The sequence below is a fragment of the Desulfofarcimen acetoxidans DSM 771 genome, from assembly GCF_000024205.1.
GTDB classification, from domain to species: domain Bacteria; phylum Bacillota; class Desulfotomaculia; order Desulfotomaculales; family Desulfofarciminaceae; genus Desulfofarcimen; species Desulfofarcimen acetoxidans.
In genome coordinates this window covers 1,732,183-1,752,778 of sequence record NC_013216.1, presented here as the reverse complement: position 1 = coordinate 1,752,778, position 20,596 = coordinate 1,732,183, and the positions used below count along the sequence as shown (strand labels likewise).

Annotated in this window: 25 protein-coding genes and 1 riboswitch; of the genes, 6 read left to right on the top strand and 19 right to left on the bottom strand. The window is 39.5% G+C overall.

Annotated elements, in window-relative coordinates; genetic code table 11:
- The first annotated feature begins 8 nt into the window (after positions 1–8).
- The 3 genes from tnpA to DTOX_RS08185 all read left to right on the top strand — a co-directional run bounded on the left by tnpA (position 9) and on the right by DTOX_RS08185 (position 2,158).
- Positions 9–329 carry an IS200/IS605 family transposase gene (gene tnpA / locus DTOX_RS22095; protein WP_340140013.1) on the top strand — a complete coding sequence of 107 codons (321 nt, stop codon included), beginning with the start codon at positions 9–11 and terminating at the stop codon, positions 327–329.
- Positions 330–376: 47 nt separating this feature from the next.
- Complete coding sequence (locus DTOX_RS08190; RefSeq protein WP_015757242.1) at positions 377–1,102, top strand: hypothetical protein; 726 nt, start codon at positions 377–379, stop codon at positions 1,100–1,102.
- Positions 1,103–1,312: 210 nt separating this feature from the next.
- On the top strand, positions 1,313–2,158 hold the full coding sequence (locus DTOX_RS08185; protein WP_015757241.1) for a YcdB/YcdC domain-containing protein: 846 nt from the start codon (positions 1,313–1,315) through the stop codon (positions 2,156–2,158).
- A 44-nt stretch (positions 2,159–2,202) separates the two neighbouring features.
- Here the strand turns inward: DTOX_RS08185 and DTOX_RS08180 are convergent, their stop codons facing one another.
- The 5 genes from DTOX_RS08180 to DTOX_RS08160 all read right to left on the bottom strand — a co-directional run bounded on the left by DTOX_RS08180 (position 2,203) and on the right by DTOX_RS08160 (position 6,219).
- The gene (locus DTOX_RS08180) at positions 2,203–2,835 is read right to left on the bottom strand and encodes an MtnX-like HAD-IB family phosphatase (protein ID WP_015757240.1); all 633 of its coding nucleotides are present in this window, start codon (positions 2,833–2,835) and stop codon (positions 2,203–2,205) included.
- 80 nt (positions 2,836–2,915) lie between these two features.
- Complete coding sequence (thiM, locus tag DTOX_RS08175) at positions 2,916–3,725, bottom strand: hydroxyethylthiazole kinase (protein ID WP_015757239.1); 810 nt, start codon at positions 3,723–3,725, stop codon at positions 2,916–2,918.
- 30 nt (positions 3,726–3,755) lie between these two features.
- Complete coding sequence (thiD, locus tag DTOX_RS08170) at positions 3,756–4,538, bottom strand: bifunctional hydroxymethylpyrimidine kinase/phosphomethylpyrimidine kinase (RefSeq protein ID WP_015757238.1); 783 nt, start codon at positions 4,536–4,538, stop codon at positions 3,756–3,758.
- Between the two features lie 190 nt (positions 4,539–4,728).
- Positions 4,729–4,828, bottom strand: a riboswitch (TPP riboswitch).
- A 67-nt stretch (positions 4,829–4,895) separates the two neighbouring features.
- Positions 4,896–5,507 carry an FmdE family protein gene (locus DTOX_RS08165; protein WP_042315582.1) on the bottom strand — a complete coding sequence of 204 codons (612 nt, stop codon included), beginning with the start codon at positions 5,505–5,507 and terminating at the stop codon, positions 4,896–4,898.
- A 187-nt stretch (positions 5,508–5,694) separates the two neighbouring features.
- The gene (locus DTOX_RS08160) at positions 5,695–6,219 is read right to left on the bottom strand and encodes a rubrerythrin family protein (protein ID WP_042315580.1); all 525 of its coding nucleotides are present in this window, start codon (positions 6,217–6,219) and stop codon (positions 5,695–5,697) included.
- Positions 6,220–6,800: 581 nt separating this feature from the next.
- Between DTOX_RS08160 and DTOX_RS08155 the strand changes: the two genes are divergently transcribed.
- The 3 genes from DTOX_RS08155 to DTOX_RS08145 all read left to right on the top strand — a co-directional run bounded on the left by DTOX_RS08155 (position 6,801) and on the right by DTOX_RS08145 (position 8,530).
- On the top strand, positions 6,801–7,358 hold the full coding sequence (locus DTOX_RS08155) for a YkgJ family cysteine cluster protein (protein WP_015757235.1): 558 nt from the start codon (positions 6,801–6,803) through the stop codon (positions 7,356–7,358).
- A gap of 60 nt (positions 7,359–7,418) precedes the next feature.
- A complete protein-coding gene (locus DTOX_RS08150; protein ID WP_015757234.1) occupies positions 7,419–7,769 on the top strand; it encodes a phage holin family protein in 351 nt (116 codons plus the stop codon).
- A 521-nt stretch (positions 7,770–8,290) separates the two neighbouring features.
- Positions 8,291–8,530: a hypothetical protein gene (locus tag DTOX_RS08145; protein ID WP_015757233.1), complete on the top strand. Its 240-nt coding sequence runs from the start codon at positions 8,291–8,293 to the stop codon at positions 8,528–8,530.
- 118 nt (positions 8,531–8,648) lie between these two features.
- Here the strand turns inward: DTOX_RS08145 and prpE are convergent, their stop codons facing one another.
- From prpE to DTOX_RS22895, 14 genes are all read right to left on the bottom strand, one after another.
- Positions 8,649–9,458 (bottom strand): bis(5'-nucleosyl)-tetraphosphatase PrpE, encoded by an 810-nt coding sequence (prpE, locus tag DTOX_RS08140; RefSeq protein WP_015757232.1) that lies wholly within the window; start codon positions 9,456–9,458, stop codon positions 8,649–8,651.
- 35 nt (positions 9,459–9,493) lie between these two features.
- Complete coding sequence (locus DTOX_RS08135; protein ID WP_015757231.1) at positions 9,494–11,296, bottom strand: DUF2339 domain-containing protein; 1,803 nt, start codon at positions 11,294–11,296, stop codon at positions 9,494–9,496.
- A gap of 199 nt (positions 11,297–11,495) precedes the next feature.
- Positions 11,496–11,681, bottom strand: coding sequence for a hypothetical protein (locus tag DTOX_RS08130; RefSeq protein ID WP_015757230.1), 186 nt, complete (start codon positions 11,679–11,681; stop codon positions 11,496–11,498).
- A 53-nt stretch (positions 11,682–11,734) separates the two neighbouring features.
- A complete protein-coding gene (locus DTOX_RS08125) occupies positions 11,735–12,133 on the bottom strand; it encodes a DUF2325 domain-containing protein (RefSeq protein WP_015757229.1) in 399 nt (132 codons plus the stop codon).
- A gap of 164 nt (positions 12,134–12,297) precedes the next feature.
- The gene (locus DTOX_RS08120) at positions 12,298–13,254 is read right to left on the bottom strand and encodes a methyl-accepting chemotaxis protein (RefSeq protein ID WP_015757228.1); all 957 of its coding nucleotides are present in this window, start codon (positions 13,252–13,254) and stop codon (positions 12,298–12,300) included.
- Between the two features lie 96 nt (positions 13,255–13,350).
- Entirely contained in the window at positions 13,351–14,574 is a 1,224-nt protein-coding gene (locus tag DTOX_RS21390) for an HD-GYP domain-containing protein (protein ID WP_015757227.1), read from the bottom strand.
- 67 nt (positions 14,575–14,641) lie between these two features.
- Entirely contained in the window at positions 14,642–14,881 is a 240-nt protein-coding gene (locus tag DTOX_RS08110) for a hypothetical protein (protein WP_015757226.1), read from the bottom strand.
- A gap of 30 nt (positions 14,882–14,911) precedes the next feature.
- Positions 14,912–16,807 carry a ferrous iron transport protein B gene (feoB, locus tag DTOX_RS08105; protein WP_015757225.1) on the bottom strand — a complete coding sequence of 632 codons (1,896 nt, stop codon included), beginning with the start codon at positions 16,805–16,807 and terminating at the stop codon, positions 14,912–14,914.
- 15 nt (positions 16,808–16,822) lie between these two features.
- Positions 16,823–17,050, bottom strand: coding sequence for a FeoA family protein (locus DTOX_RS08100; RefSeq protein ID WP_015757224.1), 228 nt, complete (start codon positions 17,048–17,050; stop codon positions 16,823–16,825).
- Between the two features lie 20 nt (positions 17,051–17,070).
- Positions 17,071–17,295 (bottom strand): FeoA family protein, encoded by a 225-nt coding sequence (locus tag DTOX_RS08095; RefSeq protein ID WP_015757223.1) that lies wholly within the window; start codon positions 17,293–17,295, stop codon positions 17,071–17,073.
- Between the two features lie 179 nt (positions 17,296–17,474).
- Positions 17,475–17,639 (bottom strand): hypothetical protein, encoded by a 165-nt coding sequence (locus tag DTOX_RS22900; RefSeq protein WP_157862877.1) that lies wholly within the window; start codon positions 17,637–17,639, stop codon positions 17,475–17,477.
- A gap of 37 nt (positions 17,640–17,676) precedes the next feature.
- The gene (gene feoB, locus DTOX_RS08090; RefSeq protein ID WP_015757222.1) at positions 17,677–19,656 is read right to left on the bottom strand and encodes a ferrous iron transport protein B; all 1,980 of its coding nucleotides are present in this window, start codon (positions 19,654–19,656) and stop codon (positions 17,677–17,679) included.
- A gap of 14 nt (positions 19,657–19,670) precedes the next feature.
- Positions 19,671–19,889, bottom strand: coding sequence for a FeoA family protein (locus DTOX_RS08085; RefSeq protein WP_015757221.1), 219 nt, complete (start codon positions 19,887–19,889; stop codon positions 19,671–19,673).
- A gap of 455 nt (positions 19,890–20,344) precedes the next feature.
- Complete coding sequence (locus DTOX_RS22895) at positions 20,345–20,515, bottom strand: hypothetical protein (RefSeq protein ID WP_015757220.1); 171 nt, start codon at positions 20,513–20,515, stop codon at positions 20,345–20,347.
- Between the last annotated feature and the right edge of the window lie 81 nt (positions 20,516–20,596).

Below are 20,596 nucleotides of genomic sequence, written 5' to 3'. Positions count from 1 at the left end.
TTGAATCATTGAAAGAAAAACAAACCATTGGGTTTATAATATCAACTATCATATCATGTTTTGCCAAAAGTACCGTTGCAAAGCAATTACCGGACCACTTGCACATATTCATCTCTGCTCCATCTACCGTAGCTCCCACTGAAATTGTAAGAATGCTTAGGAGAATTACCGCTGACAGAATATTTGCCGCTTATCCTTGGGTTAAAAAGAAATATTTCCGGGTCAGCGGGTTATGGAGCAGAGATTACTATGTCGGCACTGCCGGTAATGTCAGCTCTGAGACCATTAGTAAACATATTGAAGCTCGGAAATCTCCCATAAGGAGGTGAATGTGTCTGGATATGCCTACTGAAAATAATGGGCGGGATAAATTACTATGAAAAAACTAATTATTATTGTATTAGTAATGATTTCTGTTGTTACTGGTTTTATATCATTTGCTCTGGACAAAGAAAAATATGTTTCTGAATGTCTTTCGGAAAGTAATTTTGATAACTCCGGTCAAGACAAAGAAATTATCCAAGGGGTTCTAAAGAATAACTATGCTGATACACAAAGAATGCTAATTGAAAATTATGACGCTTTTGGTTTTAACTCCAAAGAAGAGGTTCCCAAGGAGTATGGTAAGCCTTATAAAGTTTATCAGTTAGGAGATATATTTTCATCATTCAAAAATAACAAAAATATTTCCGGCTGTATAGATAAAAGCTATTTTTGGGAGATCCCCCTATTAGACAATGATGGTAATATTTTAAATACTATTACCGTAGGAAAAGAAAAAGATAACTGGAGTATTGTATCTGCAGGTAAAAGATTTAATAATGATCTGTTAAAATTCTATTCCGATGATGATGCTGTACGAGAATATTTAAAATCGGAGTATAATATTGAAAAAGTTAATAAAATTTCTCGTATAACAGCATATTATTTTGACGGAATCCATATAAGACAAAACAACAAAGAGTATATTATACCGATAACTGCAAGGCCTGAACTGTTTAAAATTAAAAATCTAGGAATGTACACAATTGAAGAGTTTATTCCTAAATATAAAAATATGCTTAGTAGTTTTGGCATGACAGTTGAAAACATCAATCACTAAATACCACTTTTGGGAGTCTTCTTCAGCAACCTTCATATGCAAGTAACAATCATGGTGTAGATTCATCACTGGGCTTTACCGTAATTCTTGGTCAGGTTAATTGGAGTTCGTATTTCTGGAACTATATGACACTGGGGGAAACGGTTTCACAAGCAGCATATGGTTCCACTACTATTCCTTGATTCGCTAAAATGAAGGGAGCGATAAAATATGTTACGTAGAATAAGCATTTGGTTGATAACCCTAACACTAATTTTTAGCGGTGGAGTTGCTGTCTCCAAACTTGTGTCAGCGCAAGAAGGAATAACTGTCAATCAAAAAGTTTATAATATAACAAAAATTGATGAAAATACTGCAAAGTATAAGGTTAAACAATTATTGGAGGACCAAACCGCAGATTTTGAAAAAGTGGAACTTATACCTCAAGGAGAGAAAAAATATCACCCACGTTATTTCCTTCAAAATAATAATGGAGATACGTTTAGAGTTGATGCAGTAAATGGCGAAATACTTTCGGCAACATTTACTAAAGGGATAAAACCACAAAATAAAAAGGTGGATTTAGCGGAAGCAAAAAATATTGCAGAAAAGTTTGCAAAAAACTATTCCTCCGCTTTTAAATTAGGGAAAAACATGGTTCTTAAAGAAGATAAGTTAATTGACCGGATGTCTTATAAAGAATATCGGTTTGAGTGGAGGGAACAAATAAATAATCTTAATACTCCAAACTTGGTAGTTGTTCAGGTTGATCCTGAAAATGGTGCAATTATCAGTTATCACTCGGCAGTTTTTGAAAATTTCACTGCAACCTCTACACCTTCTATTGCAAAAGATGAAGCAATCAAAATTGCTAAAGGCCAAGCTGAATTTGCCCCAAATAAGAGTGATGCCAAATTGCAATATGGTAGGGGAAACCAATTGATATGGATTGTAGAATTGCAAACAACTAAGAGTATAATAACTAGCGATAATCAACCTTTCGAACTTCAACTTGCTAAATGGGTTACGATTGATGCTTTAAGTGGTGAAGTTGTTAATATAGTGAACTCTCACTGATTTACAAGATCTACAGCCACAAATGAATGAAAATTAAACGCTGCCTACAATTCAGGCAACAGCTTTATAACATCCGAAAAATTATTTATAGGCAAAGCCGGAATATCGTTATTCAGGCAGTAGCCCAATAGCGGCTCCTTAGCCAGGATAATATCTGCTTCTCTGGCTACACAGGTGTCAGAATAACCGTCTCCCACAAACACGGTGCGGCTGTTTTTCTCCTTTAGCCTGTGCAGAAGACCTGTTTTACAGGTGCCGCACCTGCCGCAGTCTTTGTTATGATGAGTACAGGCAATGGAAAAACGGTTGCCCTCCACAAGCAGCCTGTTGGCATAGAAAGGCAGCTCAATTCCGGCCTTTTTCAATATATGCGCGATTATTAAATCATAGCCGTCACTGAGAATAACCACATTTTCTTTGTTTTGCCGGCAAAGCCTGAGAAACTCCGGAAAATACGGGTCAATTTTTATAGCTGAGGCCAGGTTTAAAATATCTTCCCGGCCGGCCGACATCAGATTGAACGTCTTCTGTGCACATTGTTCTGTACTGATCTCGCCTCGCTCCCACCGGCCGTTTATTTCCTGCCAGCCTTCGCGGCAGAAAGTTTTAATCATGGTAAAGACTACATCCTGCTCTGTGATCGTGCCGTCAAAATCTATAAAAAAGTTTCTAGACATTGTTAAGCTCTCCACCTATAAATCACAGTCCTTTAAAATGGCTCGTTCAGTCACCGGGTAAAGGCTGTAATCTGTTTTATCTATAACCATGACAACTTACCCTTTTCCAGAATAACCTGCTCTGATAAACTGTAAATCTGATCGAACAGTTTTATTCTGAAAGTGCCGGGAAGCACCTCACCTGACAGTAAACCGGCAGCTGTTTCACCGGATAAGCCCATAGCCAGAACTGCTGTCGCGGCTGCTTTCAAGAAGTCTTCTTTTTCCACAGCCGCGGCAGCTGCCGCCAGTGCCCCCAGCATACAGCCTGAACCTGTAATCAGGGATAATAAAGAGGTACCGTTATCCACCAGGGCAACCCTTTTACCGTCCGAAATAATATCCTGCACACCTGAAGCCACTACTACTGTATTATATTTTTCAGCCAGCGTGCGGCAGGCATCTACAGCCCCTGCCCCGTCATCAATAGAATCAACACCCCTTACGCTGGCATCTAGACCGGCCAAAACTTTTATTTCACCCAGATTTCCTTTAACTATGGAAATATTATAGTTTTTCAATAGGTTCAATACATAATCCGCCCGTGAAGGTATGGCCCCTACCCCGACCGGGTCTATGACTACAGGTATATGCAGCTCAGAGGCTCTGGCTGCAGCCAAAAGTATGGAGCTTTTTTGCTCGCCGGCCAGGGTACCTATGTTAATATAAAGACTTTGGGCTATGGCAGTAAAACCCTCAACTTCCTCAATTATTTCAACCATAGCCGGTGAGGCGCCAAACCCGAGCAAAATATTGGCGCAATCATTCACTGTAACATAATTAGTGATAGCATGAACCAGAGGTTTTTTCTCACGAACTTGCTGAATAACCCTGCAAGCTTCCTTTAACAAACTTATGCACCTTCTTTTAGTAATATATCTTTAATAAAATTTATAGAAATGATGAGTGGGTCCCACACCTTTGCCTATGTCCAAAGAGTTTTGAATTGCTCCGGTAATATACTCCTTGGCTTCCGTTACAGCCTCCGGCAGCGATTTTCCTTGCGCCAGGCAGGCAGCTATGGCTGAAGAAAAGGTACAGCCTGTACCGTGCGTGTTTTTGCTGTTGATAAACTCTCCCCGCAGACTTAAAAAGCTGCTGCCATCATAGAAAACATCAACCGGGCTGCTTTTCAGGTGACCGCCTTTAATTACCACAGCTTTTACTCCCATCGCATGTATCTTTTCGGCAGCGGTTTGCATATCGTCAGGATTTTTTATCTTCTGTCCGGTAATTTCTTCTGCTTCCACCAGATTAGGAGTCAGCACTCCGGCCAGCGGGAAAAGACTTCTAATTAATTCTTCTATAGCCTCAGGCTTTAACAGTTTATAGCCGCTCTTCGAGATCATTACCGGATCCAGGACTACGTTGCCGGCATTATTTCTTTTTAAAGCTGCTGAAATTGTTTTAATTATTTCCGTATCCGATACCATACCGATTTTAACCGCATCAATATCCATGTCTTCAAACAGACAGTCTATTTGAGCGGCTATTATTTCCGGCTTAACCTCCTGTACAGCAAAAACTCCCATAGTGTTTTGTGCCGTTATAGCTGTTATGGCGCTAAGGCCAAACACCTGAAAGGCAGCAAAGGTTTTTAAATCAGCCTGTATTCCGGCCCCGCCTCCGGAATCAGATCCTGCTATAGTCAATGCGGTTTTCATTTATAAGCTCATCTCCTTTAGAACAGACCTTTTGCTTTTAACTCCTATAGCTTAATATTTTCTTACGTGATTAACCAACTTATTTTTTAGTCCTCAGAAAGTAGCGGCAGGATAAAATTCTCAAATAATTTGCTGCAATAAAAAAAGTGCTTCCCAACTAATAGAAAGCACTTTTTAGCCATCAAATTTTTAAGTATGACTGTTGCTTCCCTACGCAGGCATTAACCCTACAGGTTCAAAGGGTCGGACACAGCAAATCCTCTCAGCATAAAGCTCCCCCAGCAGGTTTATTCAATTATAGCTATAATAAGCTAATAATTAATTTTCGTCAATATCAAGCTCTAATTTACTGCAATCCTACCACCCTCGTGAATACTCGTCCGCACAAGACATGCATACAATCTCGCCGTTTCTGACTCTGGCTCTCGGTTCCATAACATATTCGCCGCAGGACTGGCATTTTACTGAGTTAAAGATTCTGGCTTTACCAGGTAAGGAAAACTTTATTTTTTCAACATTACAAAAATCTTCCGCAGGCATGTTCAGTATCTGCTCAATTTTTTGTCTCTGTATTTGACTAAAGGCTTCCTGCTCTGCTTCGGTTGCAGTGTCTCCAAAAACCTTTGTCCTCAACGCTGTTACTTCAGGAGTTGCGTTATGCAATAACTCACTGTTTACTGCTACACGCAAAGCCAAGCCGCTGCTTCGACTGCCAAAGGTGTAGACTTGTTTGCCTAAATCCCGGTAAATAAGATTCCCTTTACCCAGGGTACAACCTGTCAGAAGCATAATTGCATCTATACCACAGGCATCATTTTCTACAATGGCAACCAATTCTTCATCCGGTGAGCGAACCTCATTCAATCTGGAGAGAGCAATTTGCGCTACCCTGAAACCTGTTGCCAGGCCGGGACAGGAATGCCCGTGAAAATCAACAGCTCTTTCCCAATCGGTTTTTTCCATACACATATTATTCACCTCTGTTTTTAAAATTAAAAGACCACGAATTTGTACCGCTAAAGACAGCACCAGACTACATGGTCCTCAATAAAATCAGAATATACATATTAATTAGAATATAATTTCAGCGTTCTTGTCCTAATAATAAAGTTTATCTTATATGGTGAATAAATGCAATAATAAAATTATGACCGTTTTAAAATACTTCAGAATATAGTTCAAAATAAATTTTGTCATGCCCGCAAAGAGGGCATTTCCCTGGTGGTTCAGCACCCTCATGAATATGGCCGCACTCCCGGCACTTCCACTTAACAGTCTGCTCTTTCTTTAATAAAGTACCGTTTTCCAACTGCTCCAAAAGATTTTGAAAGCGTTCGGCGTGGCGCTTTTCCACTTGCTGCAGCAATCTAAAGAGATTAGCTGCTTCCACATTACCTTCTTCTCTGGCTATTCTCTCAAATTCAGGGTACATATCGTGGTATTCATAGGATTCTTTATCCACGGCGGATTTTAAGTTTTCTTTACTGTCTTTAATACCGTTGAGCAGTTTTAAAATCTTTTCTGCGTGTTCTTTTTCATTGTTAGCGGTTTCCTCAAAAATTTCCGCCACCTTTAACCAACCTTCTTTACGAGCCACACCGGCCCAGAAGGTGTAATAATTGCGGGCCTGGCTTTCTCCCGCATAAGCTGCTTTCAGGTTATTTTCGGTTTTTGTTGTCATGCTTCGACCTCCTATAATTACTACAGTTATAATTTGAAATGAACCAGCCTTCCGCACACTGTCAATATAAGCTATTCCATCCTCTACAAATGAAACTGTAGGGTTTGGATGTAATACCCCATCAAATATATCATATGAAATAAATAAACTCTTTAATGCTCTCCCGACATTTCCCACATAAATTAATATTATTACTTAGATGGCTTTGCCTAAAAATTTCTCAGCTCCGTATGCAAGTATAGTTTTAGTTTTTCATAAGTTACTAAGTTTATACCAAATACCATTAATTTATTCAGTAACGCATAATGACAGACATTAGTATAGCAACACGTACTGTGGAAAAATTAGCTGATAAATTTTTTAGTTGAATTATTCCACTGAAAAAACACCGTAATCTTATCTATATTTACGGTGTTTTAATAAATAATATTTTATGATATATTTTGTAGTAATAGCTTATCATTAGTTACCAACTTTATACTAGAATTCATTTATTTATCCAGATCTCCTTAAAGTCCTATACTAAATTTGAAAATTGCGCTTACGATTTATATAATCAGAGAAAAGTTGAGGTGTGGAATATGAAGGTACCGTCAAAAATCATAGTGGCGGTTCACAGGCTTTATGCTTTAATAGATCAACTGGCAGACCAGCTGGTTCGGATGGATAACTATTGGAACAAGTGTTTTCCCTGTACGAACAAGGGCTGCTGCTGTGTCGGTGTAGATATTCCCGTTTATGAGGCGGAATGGCTATTAATAGCTGAATATCTGAGCAAGCTATGTCATGAGGATATTGAACAGGTTAAAAAAAATCTTAGTGATAATATTTTATGCCCTTTTCGCTTAACAACTAAATGCGCGATACACACCGTACGGCCACTTTACTGCCGGTTTACTCCATATATGGCTGTCTATTATGAAGCTGCCACAGAAATTGAGGTTATGTACCCGGCGGCCAACTGCACTTTTATCCGCCAACACTGTACCCGTATTACAGGCAGCCCGCCTCAGAGTTTTGAGAGCTTGGGCGGCAGGCATTTTATCGTAATTACTGAAACTGTCTATAAGGCACAGGAATTTAAATTATTAAAAGACTTTGGTGATACAAAATATCTTTCCGAATTATTGTTCCTTTAGCACAATAATTTAGTACAATAATAATATGTTGTATTATCTTCTAATAAAGGGGGGACTCTTATGCACTGGCTTATTTCCTTATTGTTGAACGGAATCGCCTTGCTGCTGGCTGATTATCTGGTAGACGGTTTTCATGTAAGCGGGATATTTGCTGCGGTTTTTGCCGTATTTATTCTCGGTATTGTAAATACTATCATTAAACCTGTACTGGTAGTGCTAACCTTTCCAGTAACCCTGGTAACGCTGGGCTTGTTTATTCTGGTGATCAACGCGATAACCTTTAAACTGGCTTCTTGGTTTGTTCCCGGCTTTCATGTATATACCTTTGGTGGCGCTTTCTTTGGTTCTCTGATCACAAGTGCCTTTAACTGGGCTTTAAACGGTCTGTTTAATAAAGGTGACGACGATTAGGCAATAAAAACAGGAATGCCATATAAGTTTAATCAGAAAGTAAAACAAAGCCTTTTTGAACGAATAAATAGTATTACAATTAACACAGAACCCTTACCATTTTTTATTAGTGGTAAGGGTTCTTATCAGGATTGTTTTTTTGTTGGGCTTATAGTTGTATCTTTTCCATTTTATCTTCAGGCAGATACCATTCCCCGTCTTTGTTGATCAGCTCCTCCTGAGCAATACCCTCGCAGAAAGCCCAACCCTGGGCTAATTTGGCCCTGCAGGCTCATGAGTTTTTGTTTATAATCAAAGGCAAGTTCAAGTAGTCCATAGCATAAACCTTGCCGTTTTGCGGGTTATACAAAACTCCTGCCATATTTTTTCCTCCTTGCTTTTTCCTTTATTATATATTAGATAAGTATAGAATGCCATGTATATTAAAATTGCCCGGCAGGAAAATCAGCATCTTTGTTGAAGCTTTATTTTATTTAAAAAGATAAAAGAGATTATTATATGCGGAAAGAGGGATAAACTAGATGAGATGTGTAGATGATTTTCGTTGCGCCAGGTGCCTGAAGGACAAGGAATATATTGAGTTTGATTATAATGTATTTGATGAAAACAGCGATCTATGGCTGGATTTCTGTGTAGAATGTGATGTTGAAGAAAAGGAAGCCGAAGAATTTGCCACACAGATTTTTTCTTCTATGAGTGAGGAAGATTTTAACATGAAATACCGTTCCAAAAAATGGCAAGAGCATAACAAATTAAAATAATGTGATTAGGACGCTGGCTTTGGTTATCCCCTTCACGGTTCAACCGGGATAACCAAAACCATCCTGCCATAACAGTTTAGAAGCGTAAAACCATTACCAATCATCTTGTATTAATGTTTTAGCTTGTGCAGCCTTGCTGCCAATCAGGTTTATTTTGCAGTCTGGCAGGTAACTCAGGCTTAAACCTTGGGCTTTCGTAATATACATCCAAAGCTTTGACTTGCACCAGATTTAGTTCCGGGTAGCGTAAAGAGGTCAGATGTCCTCCCATACAGCAGCCCTGATCGATATCTATAGTGTTGTTGATAAATTTAGGCTTAGGAACAGGTGTATGTCCATAAACAATTAAGGGATAGCCATGATAATTGAGGGCCCAGTCCCTGCGGAGGGGCAAACCGTCCGCCGCCGTCATTCCCGTGGCATCACCGTAGTAACAGAAATCAATTATCCTGTGGTTAACCTTACCTATCATTTCTTCTCTTATTCCCCCGTGCACAACCACCAAATTACCCTTATCCAGAATCATGTATGGAGGAGCAGAGTTATATAAATCTAAAAAAAGCGCGGCAAAATTATCTCTTTCCCTTGCTGTGAGGGCTTTATACTCCTCTACTGTTTTTTCCATGCCATGTGCAACCTGCACCTTTCTGCCGATCAGGTAACGAGCCAATTTGTTGCAGTGATTGCCCGGCACATATAAAGCGGAACCAGCATCTACCATAGATTTAACTGTTCTCACAGATGCCAGGCAGTGAGGACCACGATCAGCTAAATCTCCTAAAAAAACCACAGTCCGGCCGTTGGGATGATAATAAGCCCCATCTTGCATATACCCCAACCTGGCTAAGAGTATTTTTAGTTCATCAAGGCATCCATGCAGATCGCCTATAATATCAAAGGGGCCGTTTAACGGGAGGTGTACCCGCATAGCTTCTTTAGACTTTAAAATTTTATCTTCTATAATCAGTCCCCTCCAGTTCTGTCTCGTTTCTGGTAAACAAATGAGACACCTACTAAAACGATTCCCACAATAAACAGGATTAAAACCCTGTAAATCATGGCCAAACCGCTTAAATCAAACAGCATGACTTTCACCGTAGTTAAGCCGAACAGGGACAGTGAAATATAGCGAAAACCTTTAATATCTTTTTTCATACCTAGAAGCAGCAAAAAAACAGCAAATAATACCCAAGCCATAGACACTGAAAAATTATAAGAAAAGTTGATATTAAAATAATCAAGGAAATTGGTTACTTCCCAGCTTATTTCTTTGATTGCCAAAACGGTAGCTATTATAGCTGCAGGCCAAACCTTGAAACGTTCTTTTTCTGTCATCTCGGGCCGATGAAAGTACATGTGGGCTACAAAATAAAACCCTATAGTGGCTAAACAAGCAGTTATGGAATAATGATTTAAAACAGGAAAAGGAGATTTTAAGAAATAAGGATATCGTGTAAAAACCTCCAGACCCACTAAGGATAAAAGGATTAGACCTGCTCTCCTAACCCAAATATTCCCTCCTTTAATGCCTGCATATACCAGGACCAGTGCTTCCGTTGCCCATGCCGGATAAGTCCAATTCTGGTCAAACAAGAGCGGTACTGCAATAGTTGCAAAAGCAATGCCGGTTCCCAGTATAGTAAGAAAAAGTAACCGGTCTCCTAATTTTCTTTTATGCAGAAAAACAGCCAGAGCCATGTAAACCAAAGCCAGTGTGACTGCCAGTAAATCCAACCAGTCTTCATTAACATTATCTAAATTATTGCTGGCGGAAATATAGAAAAAAGCTGCATTTAGAAGAAGCAGCGCAATATCTCTCGCAGAGGTTTTCTCATTGTGCCTGATATTATAAAAGAAGGACAGTGTGCCGAAAATTATAAAATATATGGTAAGAAAGACCTGATTTAACCATAAATTTTTGTCGGCCACAGAGTAAGCATTAAAGTGGTAGACGGTATAAACCAAAGCAGTAGAAAAAAATGCCAGCAAATTAAGACTTCGCCAGTTTTTATTATAGGCCAGGTAAAGAACGGCCAAATTGAGCGCAGCTATATAACTCAATAGGAGCAGAGGCCTGGCTTCCGTGCTGCCGATTAAAAAAGGAGTGAGAAACCCGCCCAGAGCAGAGAGTACTGCTATACTGTAGCCATCGTTATGTACAGCCAGAATACCTCCGCTGAAAGCAGTAAAGACCATAACGGCAAAGGCTACGGAAGGATACATCAAATGATAAAAGTTAACCGCGGCAAATGTAGTCAAATAGATGATGCCGATACCTCCACCGGTAAAACCCTGCGCAAAATAAGAGTACTTGCGCCGCAGCACCAGTTCGCTGCAAGCAATCAACGCAATTCCAGAAATATAGCCAATAATAATTCTAGCCAATTCACCAATCCACTTGTTGTCAAAAGAGTATTTAAGAAAGTAAGCTGCCCCAAAAAATATGACTATAATACCTATACGGTTTAGCCAAGTACCGCCTATGATATTTTCCAACCCTGTTTCATTGAATTTGTTCGCTAAATTCTCTTTAATCAAGTTGGGTGAGCCGGACGGCCTGACCTGGTTTGGAATCTCAGTCTTGACCGGATTTTTCTGAACATTAATTGAAGCTGCCGTCACTACCGGTATATCTGTTGCATGGTTGTTTACTGGAACTTCTTCTTTACAGAATACATCCTCCAAAACAGCTACCCTGTTTTTTAATTCTTCTATTTCCAAACTTAAGCTTTTAATTTTCTCCAACATTGTATTATCATCAACCATAATATCCCCCCTGCTTCAGTATAACATTTCGGATGTAGATGTACGAATGCTTTAAATACTTTTTATAAAATATTTAAATCCACATGCAAATTGAGGGGCTTTCAGCCCGGTTCAAAGATTACGCTGCATAAATTTACACAAAATATAATCATCGGGAATATACAAAATACCCCGGACATTTGCCGGGGTAACTATGTTCTTATAGCTTATACTTTTGTAAATCTTTAGCTAAGTGTTGAAAATTTTTTATAGAAGTGTTGATACCACATAAACTACGATCAAATGCGGTCAGTGCTTCATTTAGTTTTTTTATAGCCATTATGCTTTTTTGTGTATTTTCCTGCAAACTAAGATTATATTGAGACATAGAAAGTTCATCTCCCATCTTATATCTCCGTTTATAAACCTCGTACAACTTAGAGATACAATCCTGTATCTCTAAATATTTATATTTTTTACAGCTTGGGCCATATTAGTAATGCCCGAAGAAGTTAATATTGTAATAGGTTTACAATGCTTTCTGCAAAATTTTTTGGCACTGGCACAAGCATTGTGACTGTTGCAATCTACGGGACAAAAAACCATATCACACTTCATTATCTTTCTTTCCAGAATCTTCTCTCCACCCTTCATATAACCATCTAAATACTCACATTCATGGCCACAACTCTCGATTAGGTTCTTATAAAGCTGCTTAAACTTAGTCATTCCGCCAATAATTAGTATTGTTTTTGCACAATGTTTGCAATTACAGCTATTCTTGCAGCAATTTGCGGGCTTTTCATTTTTAAAATCGACTGAACCAAAATTAATATTTGTCCAACCCTTTTGCGCCATTAGTATCCTCTCCTGTGACTGATATAAGCCTGAGGCTAGGCCATTAAAACTTCTTTTGATTTATAGCAATAAATCAATCATGCATTAAAAGATTTGCCCCTTATTAGCCAACCTGCGTAAAACATGCAATGGTATATTTGAAATACAAAATCAAAATATTATTTTTAGGAAACCATATTGGCGGCATCATACTTCCGTATTTTCTGCAAATAGCTTACCAATTGCTGTACACTACCAGATTGTGTTATCAATTCATTGCTGGTATGTTCAGAGATATTTTCAAATTTACTTACCACATCGTTTATTTCTTGGGCAACAGCTTGCACACCATCCATTCCCAAATCCAGAGCCTCTGCCCCTCTGTTAGCCTTTTCCACTGCCAGTACACTGTTAGCCATATCCTCAACAATTATTCGGCAAATATCGTTAACCTGGTTTATTAAATTCATACCGGTCTGAATTCCTGCCGCCCCTTTATTCATGCTCTGCATTACCATAGCGGCACTGTCTTCTATCTGTGTAAGGGTAATCGAAACACCGTCAGCCATCTTTTTACTTTTAACAGCCAATTTGCTGATTTCCTGAGCTACCACAGCAAATCCTGATCCGGCTTCTCCAGCCCGTGCCGCTTCAATAGATGCATTAAGCGCTAACAATTTTGTTTGATCAGCAAAGGATTTGATGGCTTCCAACATTTCACCAAACGTTTTGACATCATCCTGCAGCCTGGAATATATTTTAATTGAATCCAACACTTGTTTTTGAATAACTTCCATTTCTGTATTGGCTTTCTCAAGACTGATAGCCCCTTCTTCACCAAACTCCTTGGTTTTTTTTAAGGATAAATTTGTTTCCGCCATTTGCTGTATGACTTCAGTTACATGCTTATCTAATTCGTTCACCATACCCTGTGTGCACATTGCAGTTTCTGACACTTCAGAAATCATGCTTTTTATCTCTTCCCTGGAGTTCAGTAAACTGTTATTAATATCAGCTACATTTTGAACAACAGCATCAAATTCATTAATATCCTTAAAAAATGTTGTTCCGAACTTCGTTTCATTGGTTCTCAGTCTCCTATTTTTATCCGTACTGTTCAATAATTTCGAGAATAGAGACACATACTACATCCTTTCAATTAACAACAAATTGTTAATGATTATCATTATCATCAGTTGAGCAAAAAAAATATTTATTTAACCAGCGTTGTTACTACCCTAACATAGCCATCCGCCCATAATAAACTCCGGCTTGGGATTAATCTCATAATGATGCAACGAGACAAACAGAGATGGATTCTGTTTAAACATTTTTGCAAGAACCCTTACCATATAGGCGTCAAATTGATCCCCGGCATACTCCTGCAGTTCATAAATGGCCTTTTCCATAGGCATTCCTTTTCGGTAAGAACGATCGGAAGTCATAGCGTCCCAGGCATCGGCAATAGAAACAATACGGGCTTCAAAGGGAATATCTTCACCCTTTAATCCATTAGGGTAACCCTTGCCGTCGATTCTTTCATGGTGGCTCTGTACAATAGCATGTATGCTTTGTAAAAAATCCACCGGCTGCAATATATTTACACCTATAACCGGATGATTTTTAATTATCTCAAATTCCTCATATATTAATCTGCCTTTTTTATTTAATATTGCCTCATTGATACCTATTTTTCCTATATCATGCAATAAAGCGCCGTATTCAATGGTTTGAATTTCCTGGCAACTGAGTTTTAACAACTCTGATAGTATTACTGCCACACTGGCAACATTCTTAGAATGATTCCTTGTATAGTGATCTTTTGCATCTATAGCCGATACCAATGCGGCAATAGTTTCCAAGTATACCTCTTTTTTACCGTTTTCTATTTTTAATAGCGTATTATGAAGCACTAACGCCGCTTGGTCTGCAAATACAGAAACAGTTCTGATATCCTGCGCTGAATAATCTCCTAAATGATCTTCCTTTTCTGTATAACGGTGCATTAACACCAGTATACCCACAGTTTTTCTCTCCACGATCATGGGAACGGAAATCACAGAAAGTAAAGCAGGATCTGCCTTAACCATTTCATTAAAACCCTCAGAATTGCTTGTAATATATACTATTTGCCTGGAGGCTGCCGGCTTGCGAATAAAATTAGCTTTATCCAGTATTCTTTGAAACTGCCCTTCCGTGAGCTCTCCACGCAGCAGCATAATTTGATTATCGCTGGTAAAACGGTCAGTCAGCAGAACCCCGCCCACTTCACTGTGGGTAATCTTGATAGCAAGATCCAAAATTGCTGACAAGGTGCTGTCCATGTCCGTGGTTTTTATTAGAGTAAGCAAAACTTCGTTAAATAAGTTAGCTTCTTTTAATTTTTTTTCTAATTGACTTTTGGATAAACTTGAACCGGTTTTAGTTTTATTAGCAGAAAATATATTTTCAAGCGCAGACATTGCCACTGCACCTCTTTTACACATTAATGCAATTAATGTTAAGATAAATATCAGCTAAACTACAGAGTTAATTTAAACATTTTTCCGCAACTTCAGTGTCCTGCCCCACGCCCCCCTCATGATAACATTCACCACTGCAATTACCAACACAGTTGCCACATTTCCCACCGCAAGATAAATTTCCCGGTCCACAACAATTACCTTTTTTCAGATTAACTGCTTCCCGGTAAAATCCTTTGACAGTCAAAAATCCGATGCCTGCCGCCAGAGTTAAAGTAGAAAGCAGTCCCGTAAAGCTTTCGGTCATAATAGCAGCCCTCCTGCCTGATGTATAGAACTAACCTCCCAAGCCCAACAACAAACCAATCCGGTAAATCAGAAGAGAAGCAACCCAGGCCAATACAAAGGTGTACCCGGCAGCAAACAACGCCCATTTCCATGAGCCCATTTCCTTTTTAATTGTGCCCAGAGCAGCCATGCATGGTGTATATAGCAGAGTAAATACCATAAATGCGTAGGCGGAAAGACTGTTAAATGTTGCACCCAGTGTACCTTGAAGCTGTGTAACTATCTTCGCTGTGTCATCAGCCAGCTCACTTATACCATAAATTACACCTAAAGTTGAAACCACTGCTTCTTTGGCCAATATGCCGGTCAGTACAGCAACTCCTGTTTGCCATGAACCAAAACCATGCAAAGCAAAAATCGGAGCAATCAGTCCTCCTATAGCTGCCAATAAACTGTCTTTAATATCCGAGGGACCGGAAAAATTATAGCTGCTAAGGAACCAAATCGCCACAGACATACTGAATATAATAGTTCCTGCTTTAACCAGAAAACCTTTTCCCTTCTCCCAGGTTTGCAGGAGAACAGTCTTAATGGTAGGAACACGGAAAGGCGGCAGTTCCATCAAAAAGGGTTCCGCATCCCCTTTGAAATAGGTGGACTTAAAGATTAATCCCATTACAATGGCTACTAATATCCCGAGCAGGTAAAGAGAAAGAACAATGATGCTTTCCTTTCCAGGGAAAAACAATGCAGCAAATAGAGCGTACACAGGAAGCCTGGCACCGCAAGACATAAAGGGTGATATTAAAACAGCAATCTTGCGATCTCTTTCAGTATCAAGTGCCCTGGCTCCCATGATAGCCGGTACAGTGCAACCAAAACCAATCAGCATGGGTAGAATAGATTTACCGGACAAACCGATCTTACGCATAGCACGATCCATTATAAATGCCACTCTGGCCATATAACCTGTTCCATCAAGGAAACTAATAAAGAAAAATAAGGTAAAAATCAATGGCACAAATACTACGACACTTCCGACACCACCAATAATACCGTCTGTCACCAGGGACTGCAACCACCCGGCAGTTCCTAATGCCGCCATAGTTCCGTTAACCCAATCTGTTAATGTTCCGCTGATAAATCCATCCAATAAATCAGATATCGGTTGGCCAACCCAGGTAAAAGTCAACTCAAACATCATATACATAATAGCTATAAAAATAGGAATACCTAATATACGATTTGTAAAAATATTATCCAGTCTATCGTGCCATGATACTACAGCTTCATTAATAATCAAGGACTTTTCCAAAACCCTGTTAATAAAGTCATAACGTGCTGAAATGATTTCTTCTTCCATCAACTCGCTATCTTTTTCTGATTTTCTGATATTTGCTATTTGTTTCAGGTACTCATCCAGCAGTGAACTTCCGGCCACCTCAGGCATCGCCATATTAGGAGAATCTAACGAATTGATCAATTGCTGCAATCCATTTTTACTGGTGGCTACTGAAGAAATAACCTTAGCCCCCAAATATTTGCCTAAAACATCCAAATTGATTTCATAGCCTTTGCTTTTTGCTTCATCCATCATATTTAAATTCACAATTGTAGGTATACCCATTTCCAACAGTTGAACCGTCAGGTATAGATTACGCTCTATATTGGAAGCATCCACCACATTAACAACAAGATCAGGCTTTTCACCTAAAAGATATTCTTTAACAATTTTTTCCTCCAGCGAATAAGCACTGAGACTATATGTACCAGGCAAATCAATAATATTTATTTTTTTCTTGCCCCTGGTTAATTGCCCCATTTTTTTATCAACAGTAACCCCCGGCCAGTTGCCTATATGCTGCCTGGCTCCGGTAAGCGCGTTAAAAATAGTCGACTTACCGGTGTTAGGGTTACCTGCTAAAGCTATGTTTAAAACTGACATCTCTCTAATCCCCCCTTATACTAAGCTTACGAATATCTGCTCTGCCTCAGCCTTGCGAAAAGATAGGTTGTATGACTTGACCAGCACCTCAATCGGGTCGCCAAGGGGTGCAACTTTTATAACCTTTAACCTGGCTCCTTTCATTATCCCCATAGCCATAAAACGCCCCCTTGCCTGGCCCGTTATTTTAACATTATCCACTAATACTGTCTGGCCTGGTTTTATATCTTTTAGAGTAATCATTTCTTCCCTCCTTCCGGCTGCTACACAACCATAATTTGCTTGGCCATTTCTTCCCCGAGCATAACCTTACCTCCACGAACAGTCACCACCAGGGAGCCTTTTTTACAGCAATAGCAAATCCTGATGGGAGTACCGGGGATAAAGCCCATTTCCTCCAGATGAAGCTTACAATTACAGCAATTTTTAATACTTTGGATGTGAACAGTTGTACCTTTTTTAGCGCAACTTAATGGTTTCACAATCATATTAATCTCCGCCTCCAATAAATTAAAAATGAATTACAGCAACATCAACAATAACGATAATCATTATCAATATAGTTGCAAAAAAAATATCCTTTGGTTCTTAAAATTAATATTTCAGGGAAACAATAGCATACTATAAAACCTGCTATTGCTTCCCAAAACTTCATTTTAAAACGATACTAACAATTTTTCTCTAACCGGCACTTGCTGCAATTACCGCTGCAGCAGGCTGGCTGAATTGGGGTAAAGCATCTGGGGCAGCGAAAAACTAAACCCTTATTAATCTGATAACCGCAAGTAGGACAAATGTTTTTTATTTTCTCGGGTTTATCAATTGTCTTCATGCAGGCACCTCTTTTCAAGTATAACTGCAATTAATACTTAAGACTCTACCCGCCTCAGGCATTTTACTGCTTTTAACCTGTGGAAAACAGTACTAAATATAATAGTTATTATGGACATACCTATAAAGACCAAAGCTACCATAATCTTACCATGGCTTATATTTTTAGCTGCACTAAAAACTTGGGCTACAATTCCTCCAACAGTAAATGCAATAACCCAGGTACCTCCCCACATGATAGTTGCCTCTTTCTTGCCCCGCTCCTTAAAAATAACCAGGATAGAGGCTATGCATGGTACAAACAAGGTTATGGTGATTATAGAAACCAATCCATCCACTGGACTCAAGTGCATGCCGTTCAGACCCGCTACGCCAAAATCACGCCTGACTATTCCCATAATAAAGGCGGTGGCGGTTTCTCTGGGGAGATTTAAACAGCCTACAGTCAGAGGCGCCATCATCTTCTGCAAGAAAAGCAGAATACCTGTAAGCTGAAAAACGCTGATTATTAAAGCCCCTACGGCAAACAGCGGTACAGCTTCTTTGGTAAAGGCATAAGACTTAGTGAAAGTTTTATGCAGAACATTGCCTATTCTCGGCAGGCGAAGAGGCGGCAAGTCAATTAAAAGGTCAGTAGGGTTACCTGGCAGAAGAATATTAAGCAAAGTCCCTACGATAACCAGCACACAGAAAATGACCAGCCCGTAAAGGGCCGCATAAGAAATACCGATAGATCCTATAATTGCCGCAATAACGGCTAACTGCGCCGAACATGGTATAACCAGGCCCAGCAGAAAAATAGCAATTCGCTTTTCTCTTTCCGTAGATAATAACCTGGTGGTGATACTGGCCATAGTAACACAGCCAAAACCCAGTATCATAGGTATTATCGCTCTGCCGTTTAAACCTATGCCTACCAGCAACCTGTCAACCAGTGTTGCTATGCGCGGCAGGTAACCGGAATCTTCAAAAAGCGACAGAAACAAATAAAAACCAGCCACCAGCGGCAGCAACAACCCAAGTACATAACTGAATGTCATGGTCAGAACGCCAAACTCTCCGGTAAGTATAATACCCAGCCAGGAGTCCAGAGGAACAACATAGCCAACTGCCATTCTGACTGCCGGCTCATATATACCCTGCATAACAGTTCCTTCGGTAAAACCCACAACATTCCCTGCGATTACTATACCAATAACTTCATATAAAACCCAGAGAATAACAGCCAATATCGGAATTCCGGTTAAAGGCTTTATCATCATACGGCCAAGCGTAGTACTGAAAGTAGAACCTTTACCTGTTTCAAAAACTGTCTGATTAATTATTTCGTTAACATGCTTACGGCGTAAGAGATATACTTCCTCCCTGAAAGATTCCGTCTGCAAACAGTTGCGGCAGGCTACTGCCTGATCTCCTTCAATAATTAACAAAGCTTCGGCCTGACTGCCGGTAGCCATTGAGATTTCTTTTAGCTTGCAAGGCAAATTGGGCGTAATATTTCCACTGTGGGCAGAGGGTATCGCATTTTTTAATTCAACCAAACCCTTTTTCAATACAGCCACTGTAGGTATGACAATAACACCCATAATTTCTTCTAACTTTTGTACATCTATTCTCAAACCTTGTTTTTCTACTTCATCTATCATATTTAAGGCTACTATGACCGGAACCCCTGTGTCAATAATCTGCTGGGTCAAAAATAAATCCCTTTCCAGATAGACCGCATTTACAACATTAATTACTATATCTGCTGTCAAGATAATGTCCCTGGCAATTCGCTCTTCATCGTTGAAAGAAGAAATTCCGTACACACCCGGTGTGTCTATTACCACATCTCCGCCCAACCTGCCGGAGGAAATATCAAGGGTTGTGCCCGGATAATTGGATACATCCACATACATGCCGGTTAGAAAATTAAAAACAACTGATTTGCCTGCATTAGGATTTCCGGCCAGGACAATTTTCTTCGAACATGGGGGTAAATCTTCCATAGTATTAGCGTCATGACAACCGGACACAATACCCCTCCCGTCTAATTTAGAACCACATCAATTTGTTTGGCTAAGGACCTGCCAAAGGCTATTTCCTGCCTGTTCTTGCGTATAATTACCGGACCGGCCGGAACAATCTCAGCGCAACATACCAACTCTCCTTCAGCAATACCGAAGCGAATGACTTGAGTGCGAATATCCTGACTGGGAATAGATACTATCCTACAGGTCTGACCCTTTTTAATTTTATCTAATTTCATACTCGTCAACTCCTTGTTAACGACATTCATTATCAGTATGCCAACAAAAAAAATAGTTATTTTTAATGATAATGATTATCAGTACGTTGGTATTATTATAAATCAAGGGGTTTTTTATGTCAATAAGTTTTTATGTCAATAAGTATTTCCATTAATCAATGATAACTGCAAAAATTTAAACAGAACCCGAGGGTTCTGTTTAAATTTTTGCTTTACTCACGGAAATTATGCTTATGATGAATCTCTGGATAAGCTAAGCTTAATACCGCATAATTTCCGTCGAGCACGAGTGCCTGCGGCTGCTCGAAATTCGCTTAAAGCGACTTTCTTGCACTCTGGAAAATTATGCTTATGATGATCCCCCGAATAAGTTAATGCTAGCACCGCATAATTTCCGTCGAGCACGAGTGCCTGCGGCTGCTCGAAATTCGCTTAAAGCGACTTTCTTGTTAATATTAGCTTTGGCTGCTGTTTGAAGAAGAACTTGACGAGGAACTTGATGAAGAGTTTTCCAAACTGCTTTCAGAATTCTCTGAGCTATCAGAGATCCCGTCCATCTTCTTTTCTTTGTCCAAACTATCTTCCTTCATACCGCAACCTTTTTTGGCGAAGAAATTAAAACCCATAGTTTCACCTCCCGGTTGTCTGATCATCAATTATTATTGCCCTGTCCAGCACAAATAATCCTGGTTATGAACAAATTTTTA